Annotated in this window: 18 protein-coding genes; 11 read left to right on the top strand and 7 right to left on the bottom strand. The window is 68.1% G+C overall.

The genetic code is table 11. The features are described 5' to 3' along the window. Positions 1 to 570, bottom strand: a 570-nt coding sequence (locus A3ES_RS0128780) for a hypothetical protein (RefSeq protein ID WP_020390310.1), incomplete at its 3' end; no start/stop codon positions are given. A 168-nt stretch (positions 571 to 738) separates the two neighbouring features. Between A3ES_RS0128780 and A3ES_RS0128775 the strand changes: the two genes are divergently transcribed. Next, on the top strand, positions 739 to 1284 hold the full coding sequence (locus A3ES_RS0128775) for a hypothetical protein (protein ID WP_020390309.1): 546 nt from the start codon (positions 739 to 741) through the stop codon (positions 1282 to 1284). A gap of 85 nt (positions 1285 to 1369) precedes the next feature. Here the strand turns inward: A3ES_RS0128775 and A3ES_RS0128770 are convergent, their stop codons facing one another. Further along, on the bottom strand, positions 1370 to 1618 hold the full coding sequence (locus tag A3ES_RS0128770) for a helix-turn-helix domain-containing protein (RefSeq protein WP_020390308.1): 249 nt from the start codon (positions 1616 to 1618) through the stop codon (positions 1370 to 1372). Positions 1619 to 1866: 248 nt separating this feature from the next. Between A3ES_RS0128770 and A3ES_RS0128765 the strand changes: the two genes are divergently transcribed. From A3ES_RS0128765 to A3ES_RS0128745, 5 genes are all read left to right on the top strand, one after another. Then, positions 1867 to 2523, top strand: a complete 657-nt coding sequence (locus A3ES_RS0128765; protein ID WP_157630791.1) for an SAF domain-containing protein — start codon at positions 1867 to 1869, stop codon at positions 2521 to 2523. Further along, positions 2523 to 3797, top strand: coding sequence for a CpaE/TadZ family protein (locus tag A3ES_RS0128760; protein ID WP_020390306.1), 1275 nt, complete (start codon positions 2523 to 2525; stop codon positions 3795 to 3797). Before A3ES_RS0128765 ends, A3ES_RS0128760 begins: the two co-directional genes overlap by 1 nt. 94 nt (positions 3798 to 3891) lie before the next feature. Then, positions 3892 to 4680 (top strand): DUF4097 family beta strand repeat-containing protein, encoded by a 789-nt coding sequence (locus A3ES_RS0128755; protein ID WP_020390305.1) that lies wholly within the window; start codon positions 3892 to 3894, stop codon positions 4678 to 4680. Positions 4681 to 4726: 46 nt separating this feature from the next. Then, complete coding sequence (locus A3ES_RS0128750) at positions 4727 to 5383, top strand: HAD family hydrolase (protein WP_020390304.1); 657 nt, start codon at positions 4727 to 4729, stop codon at positions 5381 to 5383. 2 nt (positions 5384 to 5385) lie between these two features. Continuing rightward, entirely contained in the window at positions 5386 to 6612 is a 1227-nt protein-coding gene (locus A3ES_RS0128745; protein ID WP_157630794.1) for a glycosyltransferase 87 family protein, read from the top strand. Between the two features lie 139 nt (positions 6613 to 6751). Here the strand turns inward: A3ES_RS0128745 and A3ES_RS0128740 are convergent, their stop codons facing one another. Both A3ES_RS0128740 and A3ES_RS0128735 read right to left on the bottom strand, forming a co-directional pair. After that, positions 6752 to 8077: a hypothetical protein gene (locus A3ES_RS0128740; protein ID WP_020390302.1), complete on the bottom strand. Its 1326-nt coding sequence runs from the start codon at positions 8075 to 8077 to the stop codon at positions 6752 to 6754. 11 nt (positions 8078 to 8088) lie between these two features. Next, positions 8089 to 8574: a cupredoxin domain-containing protein gene (locus tag A3ES_RS0128735; RefSeq protein WP_020390301.1), complete on the bottom strand. Its 486-nt coding sequence runs from the start codon at positions 8572 to 8574 to the stop codon at positions 8089 to 8091. Between the two features lie 220 nt (positions 8575 to 8794). On the opposite strand from A3ES_RS0128735, the gene A3ES_RS0128730 reads away from it, so the two are divergent. The 4 genes from A3ES_RS0128730 (at position 8795) to pruA (ending at position 13679) form a co-directional block, all read left to right on the top strand. Then, positions 8795 to 10258, top strand: coding sequence for a WS/DGAT/MGAT family O-acyltransferase (locus tag A3ES_RS0128730; RefSeq protein ID WP_020390300.1), 1464 nt, complete (start codon positions 8795 to 8797; stop codon positions 10256 to 10258). Continuing rightward, a complete protein-coding gene (locus A3ES_RS0128725; protein ID WP_020390299.1) occupies positions 10255 to 10821 on the top strand; it encodes a DUF6912 family protein in 567 nt (188 codons plus the stop codon). Before A3ES_RS0128730 ends, A3ES_RS0128725 begins: the two co-directional genes overlap by 4 nt. 5 nt (positions 10822 to 10826) lie before the next feature. Continuing rightward, the gene (gene ku, locus A3ES_RS0128720; protein WP_026163293.1) at positions 10827 to 11741 is read left to right on the top strand and encodes a non-homologous end joining protein Ku; all 915 of its coding nucleotides are present in this window, start codon (positions 10827 to 10829) and stop codon (positions 11739 to 11741) included. 309 nt (positions 11742 to 12050) lie between these two features. Then, a complete protein-coding gene (pruA, locus tag A3ES_RS0128715; RefSeq protein WP_020390297.1) occupies positions 12051 to 13679 on the top strand; it encodes an L-glutamate gamma-semialdehyde dehydrogenase in 1629 nt (542 codons plus the stop codon). Here pruA and A3ES_RS0128710 read toward each other — a convergent pair whose 3' ends face one another. Then, complete coding sequence (locus A3ES_RS0128710; RefSeq protein WP_020390296.1) at positions 13680 to 14336, bottom strand: TetR/AcrR family transcriptional regulator; 657 nt, start codon at positions 14334 to 14336, stop codon at positions 13680 to 13682. A gap of 139 nt (positions 14337 to 14475) precedes the next feature. On the opposite strand from A3ES_RS0128710, the gene A3ES_RS0128705 reads away from it, so the two are divergent. After that, a complete protein-coding gene (locus A3ES_RS0128705; protein ID WP_026163292.1) occupies positions 14476 to 15339 on the top strand; it encodes an alpha/beta fold hydrolase in 864 nt (287 codons plus the stop codon). Positions 15340 to 15360: 21 nt separating this feature from the next. Here A3ES_RS0128705 and A3ES_RS0128700 read toward each other — a convergent pair whose 3' ends face one another. Together A3ES_RS0128700 and A3ES_RS0128695 are read right to left on the bottom strand one after the other, a co-directional pair. Beyond that, positions 15361 to 15549, bottom strand: coding sequence for a hypothetical protein (locus tag A3ES_RS0128700; protein WP_020390294.1), 189 nt, complete (start codon positions 15547 to 15549; stop codon positions 15361 to 15363). 82 nt (positions 15550 to 15631) lie between these two features. After that, the gene (locus A3ES_RS0128695) at positions 15632 to 16129 is read right to left on the bottom strand and encodes a DUF2505 domain-containing protein (protein ID WP_020390293.1); all 498 of its coding nucleotides are present in this window, start codon (positions 16127 to 16129) and stop codon (positions 15632 to 15634) included. Between the last annotated feature and the right edge of the window lie 126 nt (positions 16130 to 16255).

The raw sequence follows: 16255 nt of genomic DNA, 5'->3' as shown, positions 1-16255 counted from the left end.
GGTCCGCGGGTGGGAGTCGGCTAGTGAGGTGCCGGTCGGCTGGTTGGTCGAGTGCGGCTGGGGGGAGGTCCGCGGGTGGGAGTCGGTTAGTGAGGTGCCGGTCAGCTGGATGGTTGAGCGGGGTTCGACGGAGCTCCAGGGGCGGGTGCCGGAGGGGGCGGCGGCGGTTGGCTGGGTGGTTGAGGTGGTGGTGGGGGTGGTGAAGGTGTGGGTGCTGTCGGTTGGGGCTGCTTGAGCTACGCCGATGGTGAGTGGGGTGACGGCGGCTACCCCTAGAGCCGAGCGGAGTAGGGCTCGGGAGCTCTGGGATGTGATGCAGGCGGCGACGACCGAGGCGCCGCGGCCGACTGCGCCAGGGGTCTGCTCGAGGACCGTCGCGAGGACCGCGACGACGAGCCAGCAGTACGCGACCCACGCCACCGCGCCGACCGCCAAGGAGGCCATTGCGGTCAGGTCCTGGGCTGTGCCGGCGCCGATCGAGCCCGCGGTCACCCAGCGGAGCAGTAGGCCGAGGCCGGCCAGTGCGCCCAGGGCGACCAGCCCTTTCAGTCCACGGATCGTCGCATTCATCCGTTTTGACCTCCGACCTATGAGTTTGCGTGAGTTTGCGTCTGCTTGATCAATATAGACCTGCCTAGACCGGCTTTGGCAAGTCGACAAGTGGGCGGAGTGTGTCACGCAGTGTGGAAGTCATCGACGCAGAGTGGCGATGACCGCTAGGGCGGGTAGGTTCGCGGCATGCGTCTGGAAGCCCTGTTCGAGGATCTGGAGTCGCAGTTCGAGGCCCTGCAGGAGGGTGATCTGTTCGGGGAGGTCGCGGACCGGATCCGTGCCGAGGTCGGCAAGATCACCGTGCTGGACCGCCTGCGCGGCGCCGTCGGGACGGTGATCCGGGTGGAGTTGAGGCGCGCCGAGCCGGTTCAGGGGACACTCAGCCGGGTCGGCAAGGACTGTCTGCTGATCGAGGCGGAGCGCTACGAGGAGTGGCTGATCCCCGACACCGCACTCACCGGAATCCATGGGCTCGGCCCGTGGGCGGAGCCGGCCGAGGGGGCAGTCGCGGCAAAGCTCGGCCTGGCGCATCTGCTGCGCGGAATCGCCCGGGACCGTTCACCGGTGACGTTGTTCTGCGGCGGCAATCCGATCACGGGCACGATCGACCGGGTCGGCGCCGACTTCCTGGAGCTGGCCGAGCACCCGCTGGACGCACCGCGCCGGCGTACCGAGGTCTACAACTCCCGCCTGGTCCCCACCCAAGCCCTCGACGCCGTCCGTCGCCGCTAGCCCTTTATCGGCTCGCTAGCGCCCTAAAAGAGGCCAGCGGTCACAACCCGCCAGCGGCCGCCCCGAGTCCACGCGACGGGGGCTGTCAGAGCTGCGCGTCCTCCGAGGCTTCGGCTTCTTCGCCGAAGGGGTGGGAGTCGATGAACTGCTTGGTCTCGGTGTAGAGCCGCTCGATGTACTTCTCCAGCTCCGACGACTCCACCCGCCACTGCCCGCGGCCGCCGATCTTGACCGCCGGGATGTCGCCGCGGCGGACCAGCGCATACACCTGATTGGCTGAGATGTTCAGGACCTCGGCGACGTCGGACAGCTGGAGAAAGCGCGGAGCCGGCATGCGTGCTGGGTCCCTTCGGGTCGGCGGCGGCTGATTGCTTCAGTTTGCCACGGTTGGCATCTGGATGAGCCTGTTTGTCCCCAACCGCGGCCGGCCTGTGGATGACGAACGACGCCCGGACCGCGGACACGGCAGAATGTCGGTCGCCAAGAGCAAACCAACGGCAACCAAGCGCGACCAAGTGCGACCAAGTGCACTGAGCGCGACCGAAGACCTTCAAGTGGTAACCAAACTGGGGAGAGTTCCGAGTGGCCGACAGTCCTATGCTGCGGAGTGGGTTCGCGGCGCCGTCCACGCCGACCCTGCGGACCCGGCGGGCGCGCTGGAAGGACGGCCGGCTGCTGCTCGGCGTGCTGCTGGTCGCGATCGCCGCGCTGGCCGGCGCCAAGATCCTGTCGGCGGCCGACGACACCACGGCGGTCTGGGCCGCCAAGCGCGACATGCCGATCGGCGTCACGATCACCGGCGACGACCTGACCACCGTGAACGTCCGCTTCACCAGCGACGACGCCGCCCGCCAGTACGTCGCCGCCGACGCGGATCTCAAGGGCATGGTCACCACGCGTGCGATCAGCAAGGGCGAGTTCGTCCCGCGTCAGGCAGCGACCACCAAATCCGACAACGAGCGCACTGAGCTGCCACTGTCGGTCGCGACCGGCCGCCTCCCGTCCGACACCGCTGTAGGCGACCATGTCGACGTCTGGGTGATTCCCAAGGATCGGCCGGCTGCGAAGCTCTGGGCCGAGGTCCGCGTAGTACAGATCGATACGGTGAAGGGCGTCGCGGGCAGCTCGGCGCGGAGACAGGTACTGGTCGGCCTGGGAGCCGAGTACGTCAGGGGACTCCCTGCAACCCTCGCACTGATGAGTGCTGGCGAGCCCGTGCTCATCCGGCGGGGCCGCTGATGTCTGTACCCGTACTGCTAGCAGTGACCGGTGCGCCGTGGGAAGCCGACGTCGTACGCCGGGCCGAAAGAGCCAACGGCATCCGGGTAGTCCGCAGATGCGTCGACATCGCCGACGTGATGGCCGCAGCAGCCACTGGGCAAGCGCGGGCCGTCTTGCTCGCAGAAGACCTGCCCCGGCTGACCTCTGACGCAGTAGCAGCTCTCCACGCTCGCCGGATCGCAGTAGTCGCGCTGGTCGACCCGTCCGACAACGGCGAACCCTCCGGTGCCGAGGACCGCCTCAGCCGGATGGGCATCGAGCGGATCCTCCCGGCAGACGTCAGCGCGGATGACCTCGGCCGGGCCATCATCGACGCGGTCGACTCGGGCCCACCGGTGACCGTCTCCCACTTCGCAGGCGGCTTCGTACCGTTCAACAGCGAGTCGGTGGCCAACCCCGAGGCGTACGGCGAGCCCTACGGCCAGGGCACCGGCCGGGTGATTGCGGTTTGGGGGCCCACGGGCGCGCCAGGCCGCAGTACGGTCGCAGTCGGTCTGGCTGCGGAGCTAGCAGCGCGTGGCGTGTCCACCTTGCTGGCCGATGCCGACGTGTACGGCGGCACTGTGGCTCAACTGCTCGGCATGCTCGACGAGACCTCCGGACTCGCTGCAGCCGCTCGTTCCGCCAGCGGTGGCTCCCTGGACGTGGCAGTGCTCGCCCGGCACGCCAGGCAGGTAGGGCCGAACCAGTTGGTCCTCACCGGCCTTAGCCGCGCCGACAGGTGGACCGAACTGCGGCCAACCGCCATCGAGTCGGTCTGGTCGACCGCCAGGATGCTCGCGCCCTGCACTGTGATCGACGCCGGCTTCTGTATTGAGAGCGACGAGGAGATCTCGTTCGACACGCTTGCGCCGCGCCGCAACGGCGCCACTCTCGCAACGCTCGAAGAGGCCGACGAGGTGGTCGTGGTCGGGACAGCCGACCCAGTCGGGCTCACCCGGCTGATCAGGTCCCTGCACGAGCTCAGGGCCGTCGTACCGTCTGCCAACACGCGCGTAGTGGTCAACAGGGTTCGCTCAGGGTCGCTAGGGAGCTCCCCGACCGAGGCCGTGAACGAGGCTCTCAGCCAGTACGCCGGCGTACAGGCTGCGGCGTTGCTGCCGTTCGACCAGGCGGCGTGTGATGCGGCGCTGACGCACGGCCGGAGCCTCGTGGAGGCCGCGAAATCCAGCAAGCTGCGTAAGGGAATGCAGCAGTTGGCAGCCGGGGTTATCAGGGATCTCCTCAGTTGATTTCCGGGGGTTAACCCCACCGACAAGCGTCCGGGGATATGCCAGGGTTGGCATCAGGGCGTCAACTGTGGCGCCGGCACCACCAGGGAGCGCCATGTCCGAGGTCGAGGGCCGTCCGGCCAGCACGATGAGCACCGAGCGCCGCTACGGCATCGCGATCTCGGTCGCCCTGATCCTGGGCGGTGTCTACTGGGCGCTGACCAGCCTGACCGAGAACACCAAGACCAGCGAGCAGACCTACCCGGTGGTCGGTACTTCGCTGTCGATCGAGACCCGATCGGCCAATCTCCAGGTGCAGTCGGGCGACGTCAGCCAGATCACGGTCCACCGGCGGATCGAGCGCAACGCACTGGGCTCGGACCCGAAGGAGAAGTACGAGGACGGCAAGCTGGAGATCCGCGACAGCGGCTGCGGGTTCCTGTCCTTCGGCTGCGACACGGAGTACGTCGTGACCGTGCCCAGGGACCTCAGCGTGACGATCGACAGCAGCAGCGGCGATCTCAAGGTCGCCGGTCTCAGCGGAAGCACCACGCTCAAGTCGAGTTCGGGTGGGATCGAGGCGCGGCAGATCTCCGGCGACCTCTCCCTGGAGTCGTCGTCCGGTGACCTGGAGGCGACCGATCTGAGCTCTGGCTCGGTCACCGGCAAGAGCAGTTCGGGCAGCATCCAGCTGTTCTTCCGGACGGCGCCGACCAAGGTGCAGTTGGAGTCCAGCTCGGGGGACGTGTCCGTGCGGCTGCCGGCCGGCGAGGAGTCCTACAAGGTCGAGGCCGACACCAGCTCCGGCGACGAGAACACCACCGTCAAGACGGACCCGGCCGCCACCCGCACGATCAAGGTCGAGACGTCCTCGGGCGACGCCACCGTCATGTACGGCGGGTGAGCGGGCGGCCGGGGCCGCTGACCATGTCCTGAGTAGTCTTGCGCGCATGCCTGACGACACGCCTGTACTCCGTGGCCTGCTGGTGGACTGGGGTGGCGTACTGACCTCCGGTCTGGAAGACGCCCTGGGTCGCTGGGCCGAGTTGGACGGCCTCGACTTCGAGGCGTACTACCGCGCGATGGTCGACTGGCTGGCCGCCAGCCCGGTCGAGGCTGAGGTGAACCCGATCCACGCGCTCGAGCGCGGCCAGCTCGCGGTTCCCGACTTCGAGCGCAAGCTGGCCTCGATGCTGGTTCGCCGCGACGGCGGCCCGGTCCAGGCCGAAGGACTGCTGGAGCGGATGTTCGCGCACTTCGAGCACCAGCCGCAGATGTCCGCGCTGATCCGCCGCGCCAGGGCACACGGCATCAAGACCGCACTGCTCTCGAACTCCTGGGGCAACAGCTATCCGCGCGAGACCTGGGACGGCATGTTCGACGACCTCGTCATCTCCGGCGAGGTCCAACTGCGCAAGCCCGAGGCGGAGATCTACCTGCTGGCCGCTGAACGGCTCGCTCTCCGCCCGGCCGAGTGCGTTTTCATCGACGACATGGAGCTGAACGTCGTCGCCGCCCGCGAACTCGGCATGACCGGGATCGTGCACACGTCGTACGACGAGACCCGGCGCGAACTGGAAACCCTCTTCGGGGTCGACCTGACGTGACGATGACCTCGACCTCACCGCACACCGACCGCCGCTGGCTCCTCGTCGCCGTCCTCGGCTGCGCGGCCTTCGTTGCCCTCGGCGCCTGGGCCTACGGCCTGTTCGACGGCATGATCGACCTACGCGTCTACCGGATGGGCGGCTCGGTCCTGCTCGACCGCGCTTCCCTGTACGACGCACAGCTGCCGGGCTCGGGTCTGCCGTTCACGTACCCACCGTTCGCGGCGATCGCGATGGTCCCGCTGGCCGCCGTGCCGTGGGGCGTCGCGCTGGTGCTCTGGACGACGATCTCGGTGCTGTGCATCGCGCTGATCTGGCGCGTGGCGCTGCCCGCGAACGCTTGGAACCTCGTCGGCGATCAGTGGCGCGACCGGCGGATCGCAGTACTGGCTGCGTTGACTGCTGGTTCGTTGTTGCTCGAGCCGGTCTGGCAGACGATCCAGTTCGGTCAGATCAATTTGTTGCTGACCGCAATGATTCTGCTCGACCTGGTCCGGCCGACCGGGGCGAAGTGGCGTGGATTCTGGGTCGGCGTGACGATCGGGGTGAAGCTGACTCCGTTGCCGTTCCTGGCGTTCCTGCTGATCACCAAGCAGTGGAGGGCGTTCCGCAACGCACTGCTCGGGTTGGTGGCGACGGTGGCGATCGGTTTCGCCGTCGTACCGAACCAGTCGTGGGAGTACTGGACCGTTGTCATTCGCAACGCCAACCGGGTCGGCGGGTTGGCGTACACCGCGAACCAGTCGTTCATGGGCTTCCTCAGCCGGCTTGGCGACGAGGCGTCCTGGGTGGAGCCGGTCTGGTTCTTGCTCTCAGCAACCTTCGGCCTGCTGGTGCTTTGGCTGGCCCGCAAGTACTGGCTGGCCGACGAGCGGGTGACCGCCCTCTCGGTGATGGCGCTGGCCGTGCTCTATGCGTCGCCGGTTTCCTGGAGCCACCACTGGGTCTGGATCATCCCGCTCGGCATCAGCCTGATCCGCGCGGTCCACCGCGAATGGGGGTCGAAGCCGGCCCTCGTCACCGGCATCCTCTGGTACGGGCTCTTCGTCCTCAGGTCCATCTGGTGGGTCCCCTTCCGCGACGACCGCGAACTCAGCTGGTCGTTCTGGCAGTCGATACCCGGCAACTCCCACCTGCTCCTCGGGATGATCGCCTTCCTGACCCTCGCCTACGCCAGCCGCTCCCTGCCGACGCCACAGGCTCCCGCGGATATCCCGAAAGCCGGCTAGCGCCGCGGCTCCCGGACCGCCACCACACACCAACCCCGCCAATCGGCCGAACCGAGCGCTCACCAGCGCTCGGCGCTGGCCTCAAGTGAGGAGTTGGTGTGTGATGGCGGTCCGGAGCGCGCCTGGGAAGGACGCAGTACTAGTCGGAGAACAGCAGCAAAAGTCCGCCGACGGTGTAGCCGACCATGACGACCAGCAGCGGGAGTTGGCCGGCGAGGGCCTTGTTGCGCGGGAAGAGGGCTACGGCTCGGTCGTGGGCGGAGATGACGCCCATCAGGTGGCCGGAGACGACTGCCAGGACCTGGATCACGGAGATTGTCGTGCTGTGGTTGGTGATTCCGGTGTTCAGGCCGAGGAGGCCGGTGCCGAAGATGTTGGCGCCGTTCGACAGCGGGTCACTCAGGTAGATCAGGGTCCGCTGGCCCTCCAGGATGAGCAGCGTCAGGTAGTGCGCGACGACGTACCCGAAGGCGATGGGTACGACGGAATGCGCGAACAACCCAGGAAGCGCAGTACGGGAGCTCTCGGACAGCCGCCCCGCCAGCAATGTCGCGCTCGAGTACGTCACCAGCACGAAGAGGATGAAGGCGAGTAGCGCGAGGGTTCCGAGCATGGTCATCGAGTAGTCGGAGTTCTGGGCCCAGCCGATCCAGGCCGTCGAGTTCGAGAAGCCGTCGTACGCCGTTGAGCCGAGCAGCGCCGCGACCATGCCGACCAGTCCTGGTTGCGCCTTCAGCCCGTCCAGGTTCTCCAGCGGCCGGCGGAGCACCAGCCTGCCGTCGTCGCGCCGGCCCCAGGGCGACAGTCGCGCCATCAGCGTGGCGTAGACCTCGAACGGGTCGGCGGTCGAGAACCAGCGGTCGCCGAACAGGACCGCGCCGATCAGCATGATCACGACGTACAGCGCGAGCCACGCCTGCAGTACCGGCAGCGTGGCGCGGTCGGGCGCGACCAGCTCCAGCCAGGTGAAGGCGAAGATGCCGAGCGCGGCCGGCCACAGGCCCAGCCACTTCGGCAGCGTGAGCACGCCTTGCGAGGGCGGCTGACGCAGTGCCTTGCTGAGCAGCAGATGCACCGTGCGCAGCGGGTTCAGCGTGCGCCAGACCGGGCCGAGGAGCAGCGAGATCGGTACCAGGCCGACCCACACCAGGATGTAGATGAACCCGAAGATCGGGTTCGTCAGCCGGTCGACGCCGAACAGCAGCGCCACCATCGTGTACAGGAAGATCGCCAGCCCGACCAGCCGGACGAACCAGCGGAAGCCGGCCGAGTCGACCATCCGGGTGATTGCGTCCGGCAACGGCTTGCCAGAGGCGTTACCCCGGTACTTCGGATTGCGCCAGGCCAGGCCGAGGATGACGAAGGAGAGTGCGATCGCGAGGCCGGCGCCGCCGACGGCCAGGGCGAACGGGACGGGCAGGTCCTGCCGGCCGCCGATCCCGTGCAGCGGCAGAAGAAGTGACATCACGGCGAGCGTCAGGAAACGACGAGCTTGGCGACCAGTTTGCCGCTCTCGTGTGTCTCGACCTCGAAGGTGCCCTTCATGTTCGCGGTGAACTTCACCGAGACGGGCTTGCCCGGTTTCAGCTCGAGCTCCTTGTCGTAGCCGTGGACGTGCAGCTGGTCCTCGGCGTCGCTGACCGCGGTGATCAGCACGGTCTGGCCGGCCTTCACCTTGATGCTGGAGCCGCTCGGGTTGACCTTGCCGTTGGCAACGGTGACGTCGACGGTCACGTCGGCCTGTTCGCCGGACGGGTCCGCGGTGTTCGACGGCGACTTCGTGTTCGGCGTACTGCCCGGGGTGCCACTCGGCGTCTCGGTCGGCGTCGGCGTCGGCGCGGAGGAGGGTGCGGTCGACGGGGTGGCGCCGGTGCCGGAGTCGTCGCCGCAGCCGGCCAGGACCAGCATGCCGAGAGCGGGCAGGAGCGCGAGCGCGGTACCGCGGGAGAACGTCGAACGCATGAGACGAGGGGCCTTTCAAAGGTCGCTGACACGAGCAGGACGTGGGACACGCCCTCTTGCCTGACGAACGTGCAGGCGTCAGTGTTCCCGCTATGCACCATCAGTCGTGTCACGATCGCTGACAGCCACGTCCGTCGTCGACAGCCAGTGTCGCAGCCGACTGTCGGTAGACCCGGTTAGGGTGACTGAACACGAACCACGACAGCGAAGGAGGGCCCGGATGCCGGACCGGCTGACGTCGCTGGACCTGACCTTCCTGAAGGCCGAGAGTCCGGCCACGCCGATGCATGTCGGCACCGTGGACATCTTCGAGCCACCGGTGCACGGGGACGACGGGTTCGACTACGAGAGTCTGGTCGCGCTGATCCGGGACCGGATCGCCTTCGTCCCGCGGTACCGGCAGCGGATCCAGCAGATCCCGGGCCGGTTCGCGGGCCCGATCTGGGTCGACGACGAGGATTTCGACATCACCTTCCATGTACGCCGGTCCGCGCTGCCGCGGCCTGGCACGCATGCCCAGTTGCTGGAGCTGGTCGCCCGGATCATGTCCCGCCGGCTCGACCGGGCCAGGCCGCTGTGGGAGATGTACCTGGTCGAGGGCCTGCAGGGCGACCGGTTCGCGATCATCGCGAAGTCCCACCAAGCGCTTGTCGACGGCAACAGCACGGTCGACATCGGGCAGGTCGTCCTGGACGCCACCGCGCATCCGCGGGACACCCCCACCGACACCTGGCAGGCCGCACACCCGCCGTCGGCGCTGGAGTTGCTCGCGGGCGTGTTCGCGGACGCCACCCGCCATCCGACTGCAGTACTGGAGCTGGCGCGGGCCGAGATGGCCAGCCTGACCGGCTCGACGTCCGTGCGTGAGGTGCTCGGCGACGTGGTCGGGTCGGTGGTCGCTCAGCGGCACGTCCAGGAGAGCTCGCTGCACGTCAAGACGTCCGGCCAGCGCCGGTTCACCACCGTCCAGACGGACCTGGAGGACTACCGAGCGGTCCGGGCGATGCACGGCGGCACGGTGAACGACGTGATCCTGGCCGTCGTCGCCGGGGCACTGCGGGCCTGGATGATGACCCGTGGCGAGTCGGTCAGTCCGACCCGCGGCGTGCGAGCCGTCGTACCGGTCAGCATCCGGGATGACGATGACGAGGAGCCGACCTCGCTCGGCTCGCGGGTGATCGCCTCGACGGTGAACCTGCCCGTCGGGGAGAACTCGCCAGTCATGCGGCTGCACCAGATCTCGTACCAGACGAAGGTGCACAAGGACACCGGGCGAGCCGTCAGCGCCCGCTCACTGGTCGGGATCGCCGGGTTCGCGCCGACCACGCTGCATGCGCTCGCGGCCCGGGTCGCGACCGCGACGGTGCGGCCGATCGACGACGTGGTGATCACGAACGTGCCGGGTCCACAGTTCCCGCTCTACGCCCAGGGTGCGCCGATGCTCGCGTCGTACCCGGTGGTGCCGTTGATGCCGGGTCAGGGGCTGTCGGTCGGCGTCACGTCGTACGACGGCAAGGTGTCCTTCGGGCTGAACGCGGACCGAACCGCGATGCCCGACCTGGCCGTCTTCGCCCAATGCGTCACGGATGCGCTGGACGAGCTGCTGGACACCACCAAGGGGAGCCGCAGCCGTGCCTCGCGCGGCCGGAAAAAACCTCGCAGTCCGAAGAAGGCGGGTTCATGAGGGTCTATATCCCATCCACCATCCCCCTGCTCGACGCCGCCTGTCACACGGGGGAGTTCGGACCGGCGCCCCAGCTCGCGTACGCCGTGACGCCGGCGCTGCGCGAGTGGTTCGCGGCCAGCGACGACGAGGAGCTCGAGTACGCCGCGTTGGCGCAGGCGGCCCGGGCATCGATCGGGCTGCTCGCGGCCGACCCGAAGGCGCCCAGGAAGCGGGTCGTAGTCGCCTGCGAGGTTGCAGCGGTCCCGCCGGCAGACGGCAGCGTCCAGCTGGGAGACGCGCGGCTGGAGCTGCATGTGGTGATCCCGTGGACAGCGGTCGCGGCGGTGCATCTGGACGGTGACGACGCCGTCGAGGTGGTCCGCCAGGCCGCGGAGCTCTGGGAGGTGGCGCAGGGTGACACCGCGAATCCCGCCCACGAGGACGCTGTCTTCGCCCTCGACTCGTGCGAAGGTGAAGACCTGTTGTGGTACGCGACACAGGAGATCCCGGACGTCCTCGCGGCGGAGAGGCCGCGTGGAGGACTGCCCGGCCGGCCGGGCGACGAGCTGACAGGGAGCTGATGGCGATGCAGGCGATCTGGAAGGGCGCCATCTCGTTCGGGATGGTGACGATCCCGATCAAGGTGTTCTCGGCGACGGAGGAGAAGGACATCTCCTTCCGTCAGGTCCATGTCGCCGACGGCGGCCGGATCCGGTACAAGCGGGTCTGCTCCGAGTGCGGCGAGGAGGTCCCGTACTCCGATATCGGCAAGGGCTACGAGATGGCCGACGGCCGGATGGTGATCCTCGAGCCGGAGGACTTCGCCGACCTGCCACTGTCGAGCAAGAAGGTCATCGACGTCCTGGAGTTCGTGCCGGCCGACCAGGTCGACCCGCTCTACCTGGGCAAGTCGTACTACCTGGCCGCCGACGGGGGCCCGGGCGCGAAGCCGTACGTGCTGCTCCGGGACGCGCTCGAAGGCTCCGAGCTGTATGCGCTCGTGAAGGTCGCGCTGCGGTCGCGGGAAAGCCTCGGCCTGCTGCGAACCCACGACAACGTGCTCGTGCTGCAGGTGATGCTCTGGCCGGACGAGGTCCGCGACTCAGCCTTCGCCGCACCGGACGAGGACGTGGAGATCCGCAAGCAGGAGAAGGCGATGGCCGAGTCGTACATCGACACCCTGCGCGGCGAGTTCGACCCGGACCAGTACCACGACGAGTACCGGCACGCGCTGGAGCAGGTCGTCGAGGCGAAGGCAGCCGGCGTACCGCTGCCTGAGGCGGAGGAAGAGGAGACTGAAGGCGCCGAGGTCGTCGACCTGGTCGCCGCACTCCGCGCCTCCGTCGAAGCCGCCAAGGCCCGCCGCGCCGCTGGCGGCTCCGGCGGCGGAGGCCAAGGCGACGCCACCCCCGCCAAGAAGGCGGCCAAGAAAGCCCCGGCCAAGAAGGCGGTCGCCAAGAAGGCCCCAGCAAAGAAGACCGCCGCGAAGAAGACCGCCTGACCTGGCAGTGGAGGCTCGGCGCGGCCGATCCATCGCCGTCCCGGTGACGGCGAATCCCAGGATCGTGCCCCGCCGAGACCGCTCGCGCCTTGGAGCTCAATCTCCTCGTGTGTTGGAGTTTGAACCCCTCGCGTTCTGGAGTTAGCCCTCCTCGTGTTTTGGTGGGGCTGTTGGGGGACTGGACCTGTCAGGTTCGTGGTCTGGGGTTGGACATGGCAACATGAAGGCGCGAGCGTGTCGCGGCAGGCCCCGATCGGGCGCACCGTGCCGCTGAGAACCAGTCCAGCCGACCGAGGAGCACCACACACCATGGATGCCGTCACCGCTGTACCCACTCCGATCAACGAGACAGTCCGTGGGTATGCGCCCGGCTCGCCCGAGCGGGGCAGTCTGGAGGCGAAACTCAAGGAGTTCAACGCGGCCGGTGCGATCGACCTGACCTGCACGATCGGCGGCGAGCAGAAGCTCGGCGGCGGTGCGCGGTTCCAGGTGGTCCAGCCGCACAAGCACGCGCACGTGCTCGGCACCCTCGGCAACGCGACCGAGGCGGACGGCAAGGCCGCCGTGGACGCCGCCCTCGCGGCCGCCCCGGGCTGGCGCTCGCTGTCGTTCGACGACCGCGCCGCCGTCTTCCTCAAGGCCGCCGACCTGCTGGCCGGCCCGTGGCGCGACACCCTGAACGCCGCGACCATGCTCGGCCAGTCCAAGACGGCCCAGCAGGCCGAGATCGACGCCGCCTGCGAGCTGATCGACTTCCTCCGCTTCAACGTCGCGTTCGCGCGCAACATCATCAACGACCAGCCGATCTCCTCGCCGGGGATCTGGAACCGGGTCGACTACCGCCCGCTCGAGGGGTTCGTCTACGCGATCACCCCGTTCAACTTCACCGCGATCGCCGGCAACCTGCCGACCGCGCCCGCGCTGATGGGCAACACCGTGGTCTGGAAGCCGTCCCCGACACAGCAGTTCGCGGCGCACTGGACGATGCGGCTGTTCGAGGCCGCTGGGCTGCCGGCCGGTGTGATCAACCTGGTCACCGGCGACGGCATCGACGTCAGCAAGTCCGCGCTGACCCACCCCGACCTGGCCGGCATCCACTTCACCGGCTCGACCAAGACCTTCCAGAGCCTGTGGTCGACGGTCGGCGCCAACATCGCGTCGTACAAGACCTACCCGCGGCTGGTCGGTGAGACCGGTGGCAAGGACTTCATCCTCGCCCACCCGTCGGCCGACCCCGCCGTACTGAGGACCGCGATGGTCCGCGGCGCCTTCGAGTATCAGGGCCAGAAGTGCTCCGCCGCGAGCCGCTCGTACGTCCCGCGCAGCGTGTGGAACAAGATCCGCGACGACATCGCCGCCGAGACCGACTCGCTGACGATGGGCGACGTCTCCGACCTGACGAACTTCATCGGCGCCGTGATCGACGACCGCGCCTTCGCCAAGCACAAGGCGGCGCTGGACCGGGCCCAGCAGTCCGGCACGATCGAGGTCCTTGCCGGTGGCACCTATGACGACTCCGAGGGGTACTTCGTCCGGCCGACCCTGCTCGTCTCGGACGACCCGACCGACGAGATCTTCAGCACCGAGTACTTCGGCCCGATCCTCGGCGTGCACGTCTACGAGGACGGCGACTACACCAAGGTGTTGCAGCAGATGGAGAGCGCCGCGCCATACGGGCTGACTGGTGCGGTCATCGCGCAGGACCGTACTGCGGTCGCGGAGGCGGCCGACTACCTGCGTTTCGCCGCGGGCAACTTCTACGTGAACGACAAGCCGACCGGCGCGGTCGTCGGCCAGCAGCCGTTCGGCGGCGCCCGCGCGAGCGGCACGAACGACAAGGCCGGCTCGATGTGGAACCTGATCCGCTGGGCCAGCCCGCGCTCGATGAAGGAGACCTTCGCCCCGCCGACCGACTACCGCTACCCGCACCAGGGCTGATCAGGCCGACAGTCCTCGCCGGACGGTGATGTAGAACGAAGTCAGGTCCTCGATCAGGGTCTCCACCTGATCGGGGGCCTCGGCGTCGGCGTCCAGCAGCCAGTCGGCGATCAGGTCGAACAGCCCGCCGACCAGCCCGATCGCGATCGCGTGCCGCGCCCGCCGGTCCGGCTCGTCCCGCTCCAGCTCCTCGGCGGAGTCGGGCGCCGCGTCGTACCGGTCCCAGATCTGCTCCAGGAAGCCGGCTGCCCAGCGCCGGTTGGTACGCCGTTGCCGCTCGACCGTTTTGGAGATGCCGCCGGCCTGGCCGAAGGTGACCTTGGCGACCCGCGGATCGTCCAGCAGGGCGTGCGCGAAGGCCGCGATGATGCCCGGGACCGCCTGGCGTTCGTTGCCCTCGGCCCGTGCCGCGACGGCCATCATTGCGGCCATCAGGCGTTCCGAGGTGCGCTGGAGCAGCGCGACGTAGCAGTCCTCGCGGCTGTCGAACACCTCGTAGAAGCTCTTCGTACCGACGTATGCCGTCGTGCAGATCTGCTCGATCGACGTGCCCAGATACCCGTTGGCCGCGATCAGGTCGAGTGCGGCGTCCAGCAACTGCTCCCGGCGCTCCGCCTTGCGCTGCTCGCCGGTCAGACCTCTGATCACTCGCCCCATGGCGTGGACGTTACCCCGGGTGGCGGGTTGGTAACCAGTGTGCGAGTTATGAACACGAGCTCTTGTTCCTAACTCGCAGACGTGCTCCACTGTCGGTCATCCCGTCGTCACCGAACGACACAGCCCCTCGGGAGCCGTCATGAGAAATGTCCTCCGGCGAACCGCAGCAGCACTGGTGGCCGCTGCACTGCTCGCCACCTCCGTCACCGCCTCGGCGCAGGCCGCGCCGCCCAGCTCCGGCTTCGACAACTGGTCCTGCAAGCCCTCGGCCGCGCATCCGAACCCGCTCGTCCTGCTGCACGGTCTGGGCGGCAACGGCCCGGGCAACTACTCGTACCTCGGTCCGTACCTCGCGGCGAAGGGGTACTGCGCCTTCACGCTCACCTACGGCCAGGCCACGCCGCTCATCCCGGTCGGCGGCACGGTCTCCATCGTCCAGTCGTCGGCCCAGATCGAGGCGTTCGTCGACCAGGTCCGGCAGAGCACGGGGGCCGCGAAGGTCGACATCGTCGGTCACTCCGAAGGCGGCTTCCAGAGCATCTACGGGCCGAAGATCCGCGGGTACGCCGGCAAGGTCGGCAAGGTGATCGCGCTCGCGCCGCCCACGCACGGTACGACGTTCGGTGGTCTGGTGAGCGTCGGCGACTACCTCGGCCTGCGCCCGCTGGTCGACCAGGTACTCCGGGAGTTCGGCTGCCCGGCCTGCGAGGAGATCATCGTCGGTGGTCCCGCGGTGGCACGACTGACGACCGGCCCGATCGCCCAGCCGGGCGTGAAGTACACGGTGATCGCGTCGAGGTTCGATGCTCTGGTGACGCCGCACGAGACGTCGTTCATCCGAGAGTCCGGGGTGAAGAACCAGTTCGTCCAGGACACCTGCCCGCTCGACCCGGTCGGGCATGTCGGGCTCGCGTTCGACCCGACTGTCGCGCAGTTGGTCGCGAACGCGCTCGACCCGGCGCATGCGTCCCGGGTGCTGTGCGGCTTCGGCCCGCCGGTGTAGGTCCGCAGGCGGTGTAGGTCTTCAGGCGATGCGGTGCTGGGCGGCGGCCGGGCCGATCAGCACCGCGGATCCGCAGGCGACACAGATCCACTCGTCGGCGGGGTCGGTCGCGGGGTGATCCCTGGTCCGGACCTGCTCGAAAGGCATGACGTCCTCGCACAGGACGCAGTACCAGGTGTCGTCGATCGGTGTGCGGCGTCGGGTACGCATCAGAAACCCACCTCCGATAGTCCTTTTCAGGTTGCCATCGGAGGTGGGTTCACCGGGTCAGCGACACGGTAGTGCGAGGCGGTCAGTTGGTGCCGTTGTGCCAGTCGCGGCCGAGGTCGTGCTCCTTCTGCAGGCCGGAGCGGATCGCGTCGACCACGAACGGCTCGATCTTCTTGCCGATCAGCGGGACCGAGACCTTCACGTCGAGCTCGATCGCCTGGACGGTCTCGCCGCCGGTCACGGTGATGCTGGCGGTGCCCTTGAGGGTGACCGGGGTGTTGGTGATCTCGCCCTTCACGTCGGCCTTCCGCGACCCGTCCGCGGCGGCCGGGTGCCAGGTCTCGGTCTGGACGACGGTCAGCGTCCCCCCGACGAACTTGCGAGCGATATCCGGTACGTCGTCCGACGGCATCTCCCGCTGCACCCGGACGACGGTGTCGCCGCCGGACTCGCTGACCTTGACGTCGTACGACAGCGCCTTGGTCTTCTCGCAGGCCTGCTCGCGGAAGGTGGCGTCGGTGACGATCGCGAAGACTTCCTCAGGGGTGGCGTCATAAGACGCCGACATCTTCAGCTCCATGCCGCACATCATGGCATTACCGCTCGGTCACCAGCCGGACCGTCTTCCTGAAACAGATTCGTGACACAGTGTGATCTGAAAATGATTGTTGTGGAGTGGCTAGGCTTCGTAAGTTTCCTACCAATA

Source organism: Kribbella catacumbae DSM 19601 (assembly GCF_000372465.1).
In the GTDB taxonomy this organism is placed as follows: Bacteria; Actinomycetota; Actinomycetes; order Propionibacteriales; family Kribbellaceae; genus Kribbella; species Kribbella catacumbae.
Note: the sequence above shows the minus strand (reverse complement) of the source record. Positions and strands in the feature narration are given on the sequence as shown.

What these genes read in the sequence shown, in the direction of transcription:
- A3ES_RS0128755 (WP_020390305.1), top strand. Translation starts at nt 3,892, where the DNA reads ATGTCCGAGGTCGAGGGCCGTCCGGCCAGCACGATGAGCACCGAGCGC.
- A3ES_RS0128735 (WP_020390301.1), bottom strand. Translation starts at nt 8,574, where the DNA reads ATGCGTTCGACGTTCTCCCGCGGTACCGCGCTCGCGCTCCTGCCCGCT.
- A3ES_RS0128770 (WP_020390308.1), bottom strand. Translation starts at nt 1,618, where the DNA reads ATGCCGGCTCCGCGCTTTCTCCAGCTGTCCGACGTCGCCGAGGTCCTG.
- A3ES_RS0128725 (WP_020390299.1), top strand. Translation starts at nt 10,255, where the DNA reads ATGAGGGTCTATATCCCATCCACCATCCCCCTGCTCGACGCCGCCTGT.
- ku (WP_026163293.1), top strand. Translation starts at nt 10,827, where the DNA reads ATGCAGGCGATCTGGAAGGGCGCCATCTCGTTCGGGATGGTGACGATC.
- A3ES_RS0128705 (WP_026163292.1), top strand. Translation starts at nt 14,476, where the DNA reads ATGAGAAATGTCCTCCGGCGAACCGCAGCAGCACTGGTGGCCGCTGCA.
- A3ES_RS0128695 (WP_020390293.1), bottom strand. Translation starts at nt 16,129, where the DNA reads ATGGAGCTGAAGATGTCGGCGTCTTATGACGCCACCCCTGAGGAAGTC.
- A3ES_RS0128740 (WP_020390302.1), bottom strand. Translation starts at nt 8,077, where the DNA reads ATGTCACTTCTTCTGCCGCTGCACGGGATCGGCGGCCGGCAGGACCTG.
- A3ES_RS0128745 (WP_157630794.1), top strand. Translation starts at nt 5,386, where the DNA reads ATGACCTCGACCTCACCGCACACCGACCGCCGCTGGCTCCTCGTCGCC.
- pruA (WP_020390297.1), top strand. Translation starts at nt 12,051, where the DNA reads ATGGATGCCGTCACCGCTGTACCCACTCCGATCAACGAGACAGTCCGT.
- A3ES_RS0128760 (WP_020390306.1), top strand. Translation starts at nt 2,523, where the DNA reads ATGTCTGTACCCGTACTGCTAGCAGTGACCGGTGCGCCGTGGGAAGCC.
- A3ES_RS0128750 (WP_020390304.1), top strand. Translation starts at nt 4,727, where the DNA reads ATGCCTGACGACACGCCTGTACTCCGTGGCCTGCTGGTGGACTGGGGT.
- A3ES_RS0128775 (WP_020390309.1), top strand. Translation starts at nt 739, where the DNA reads ATGCGTCTGGAAGCCCTGTTCGAGGATCTGGAGTCGCAGTTCGAGGCC.
- A3ES_RS0128730 (WP_020390300.1), top strand. Translation starts at nt 8,795, where the DNA reads ATGCCGGACCGGCTGACGTCGCTGGACCTGACCTTCCTGAAGGCCGAG.
- A3ES_RS0128710 (WP_020390296.1), bottom strand. Translation starts at nt 14,336, where the DNA reads ATGGGGCGAGTGATCAGAGGTCTGACCGGCGAGCAGCGCAAGGCGGAG.
- A3ES_RS0128700 (WP_020390294.1), bottom strand. Translation starts at nt 15,549, where the DNA reads ATGCGTACCCGACGCCGCACACCGATCGACGACACCTGGTACTGCGTC.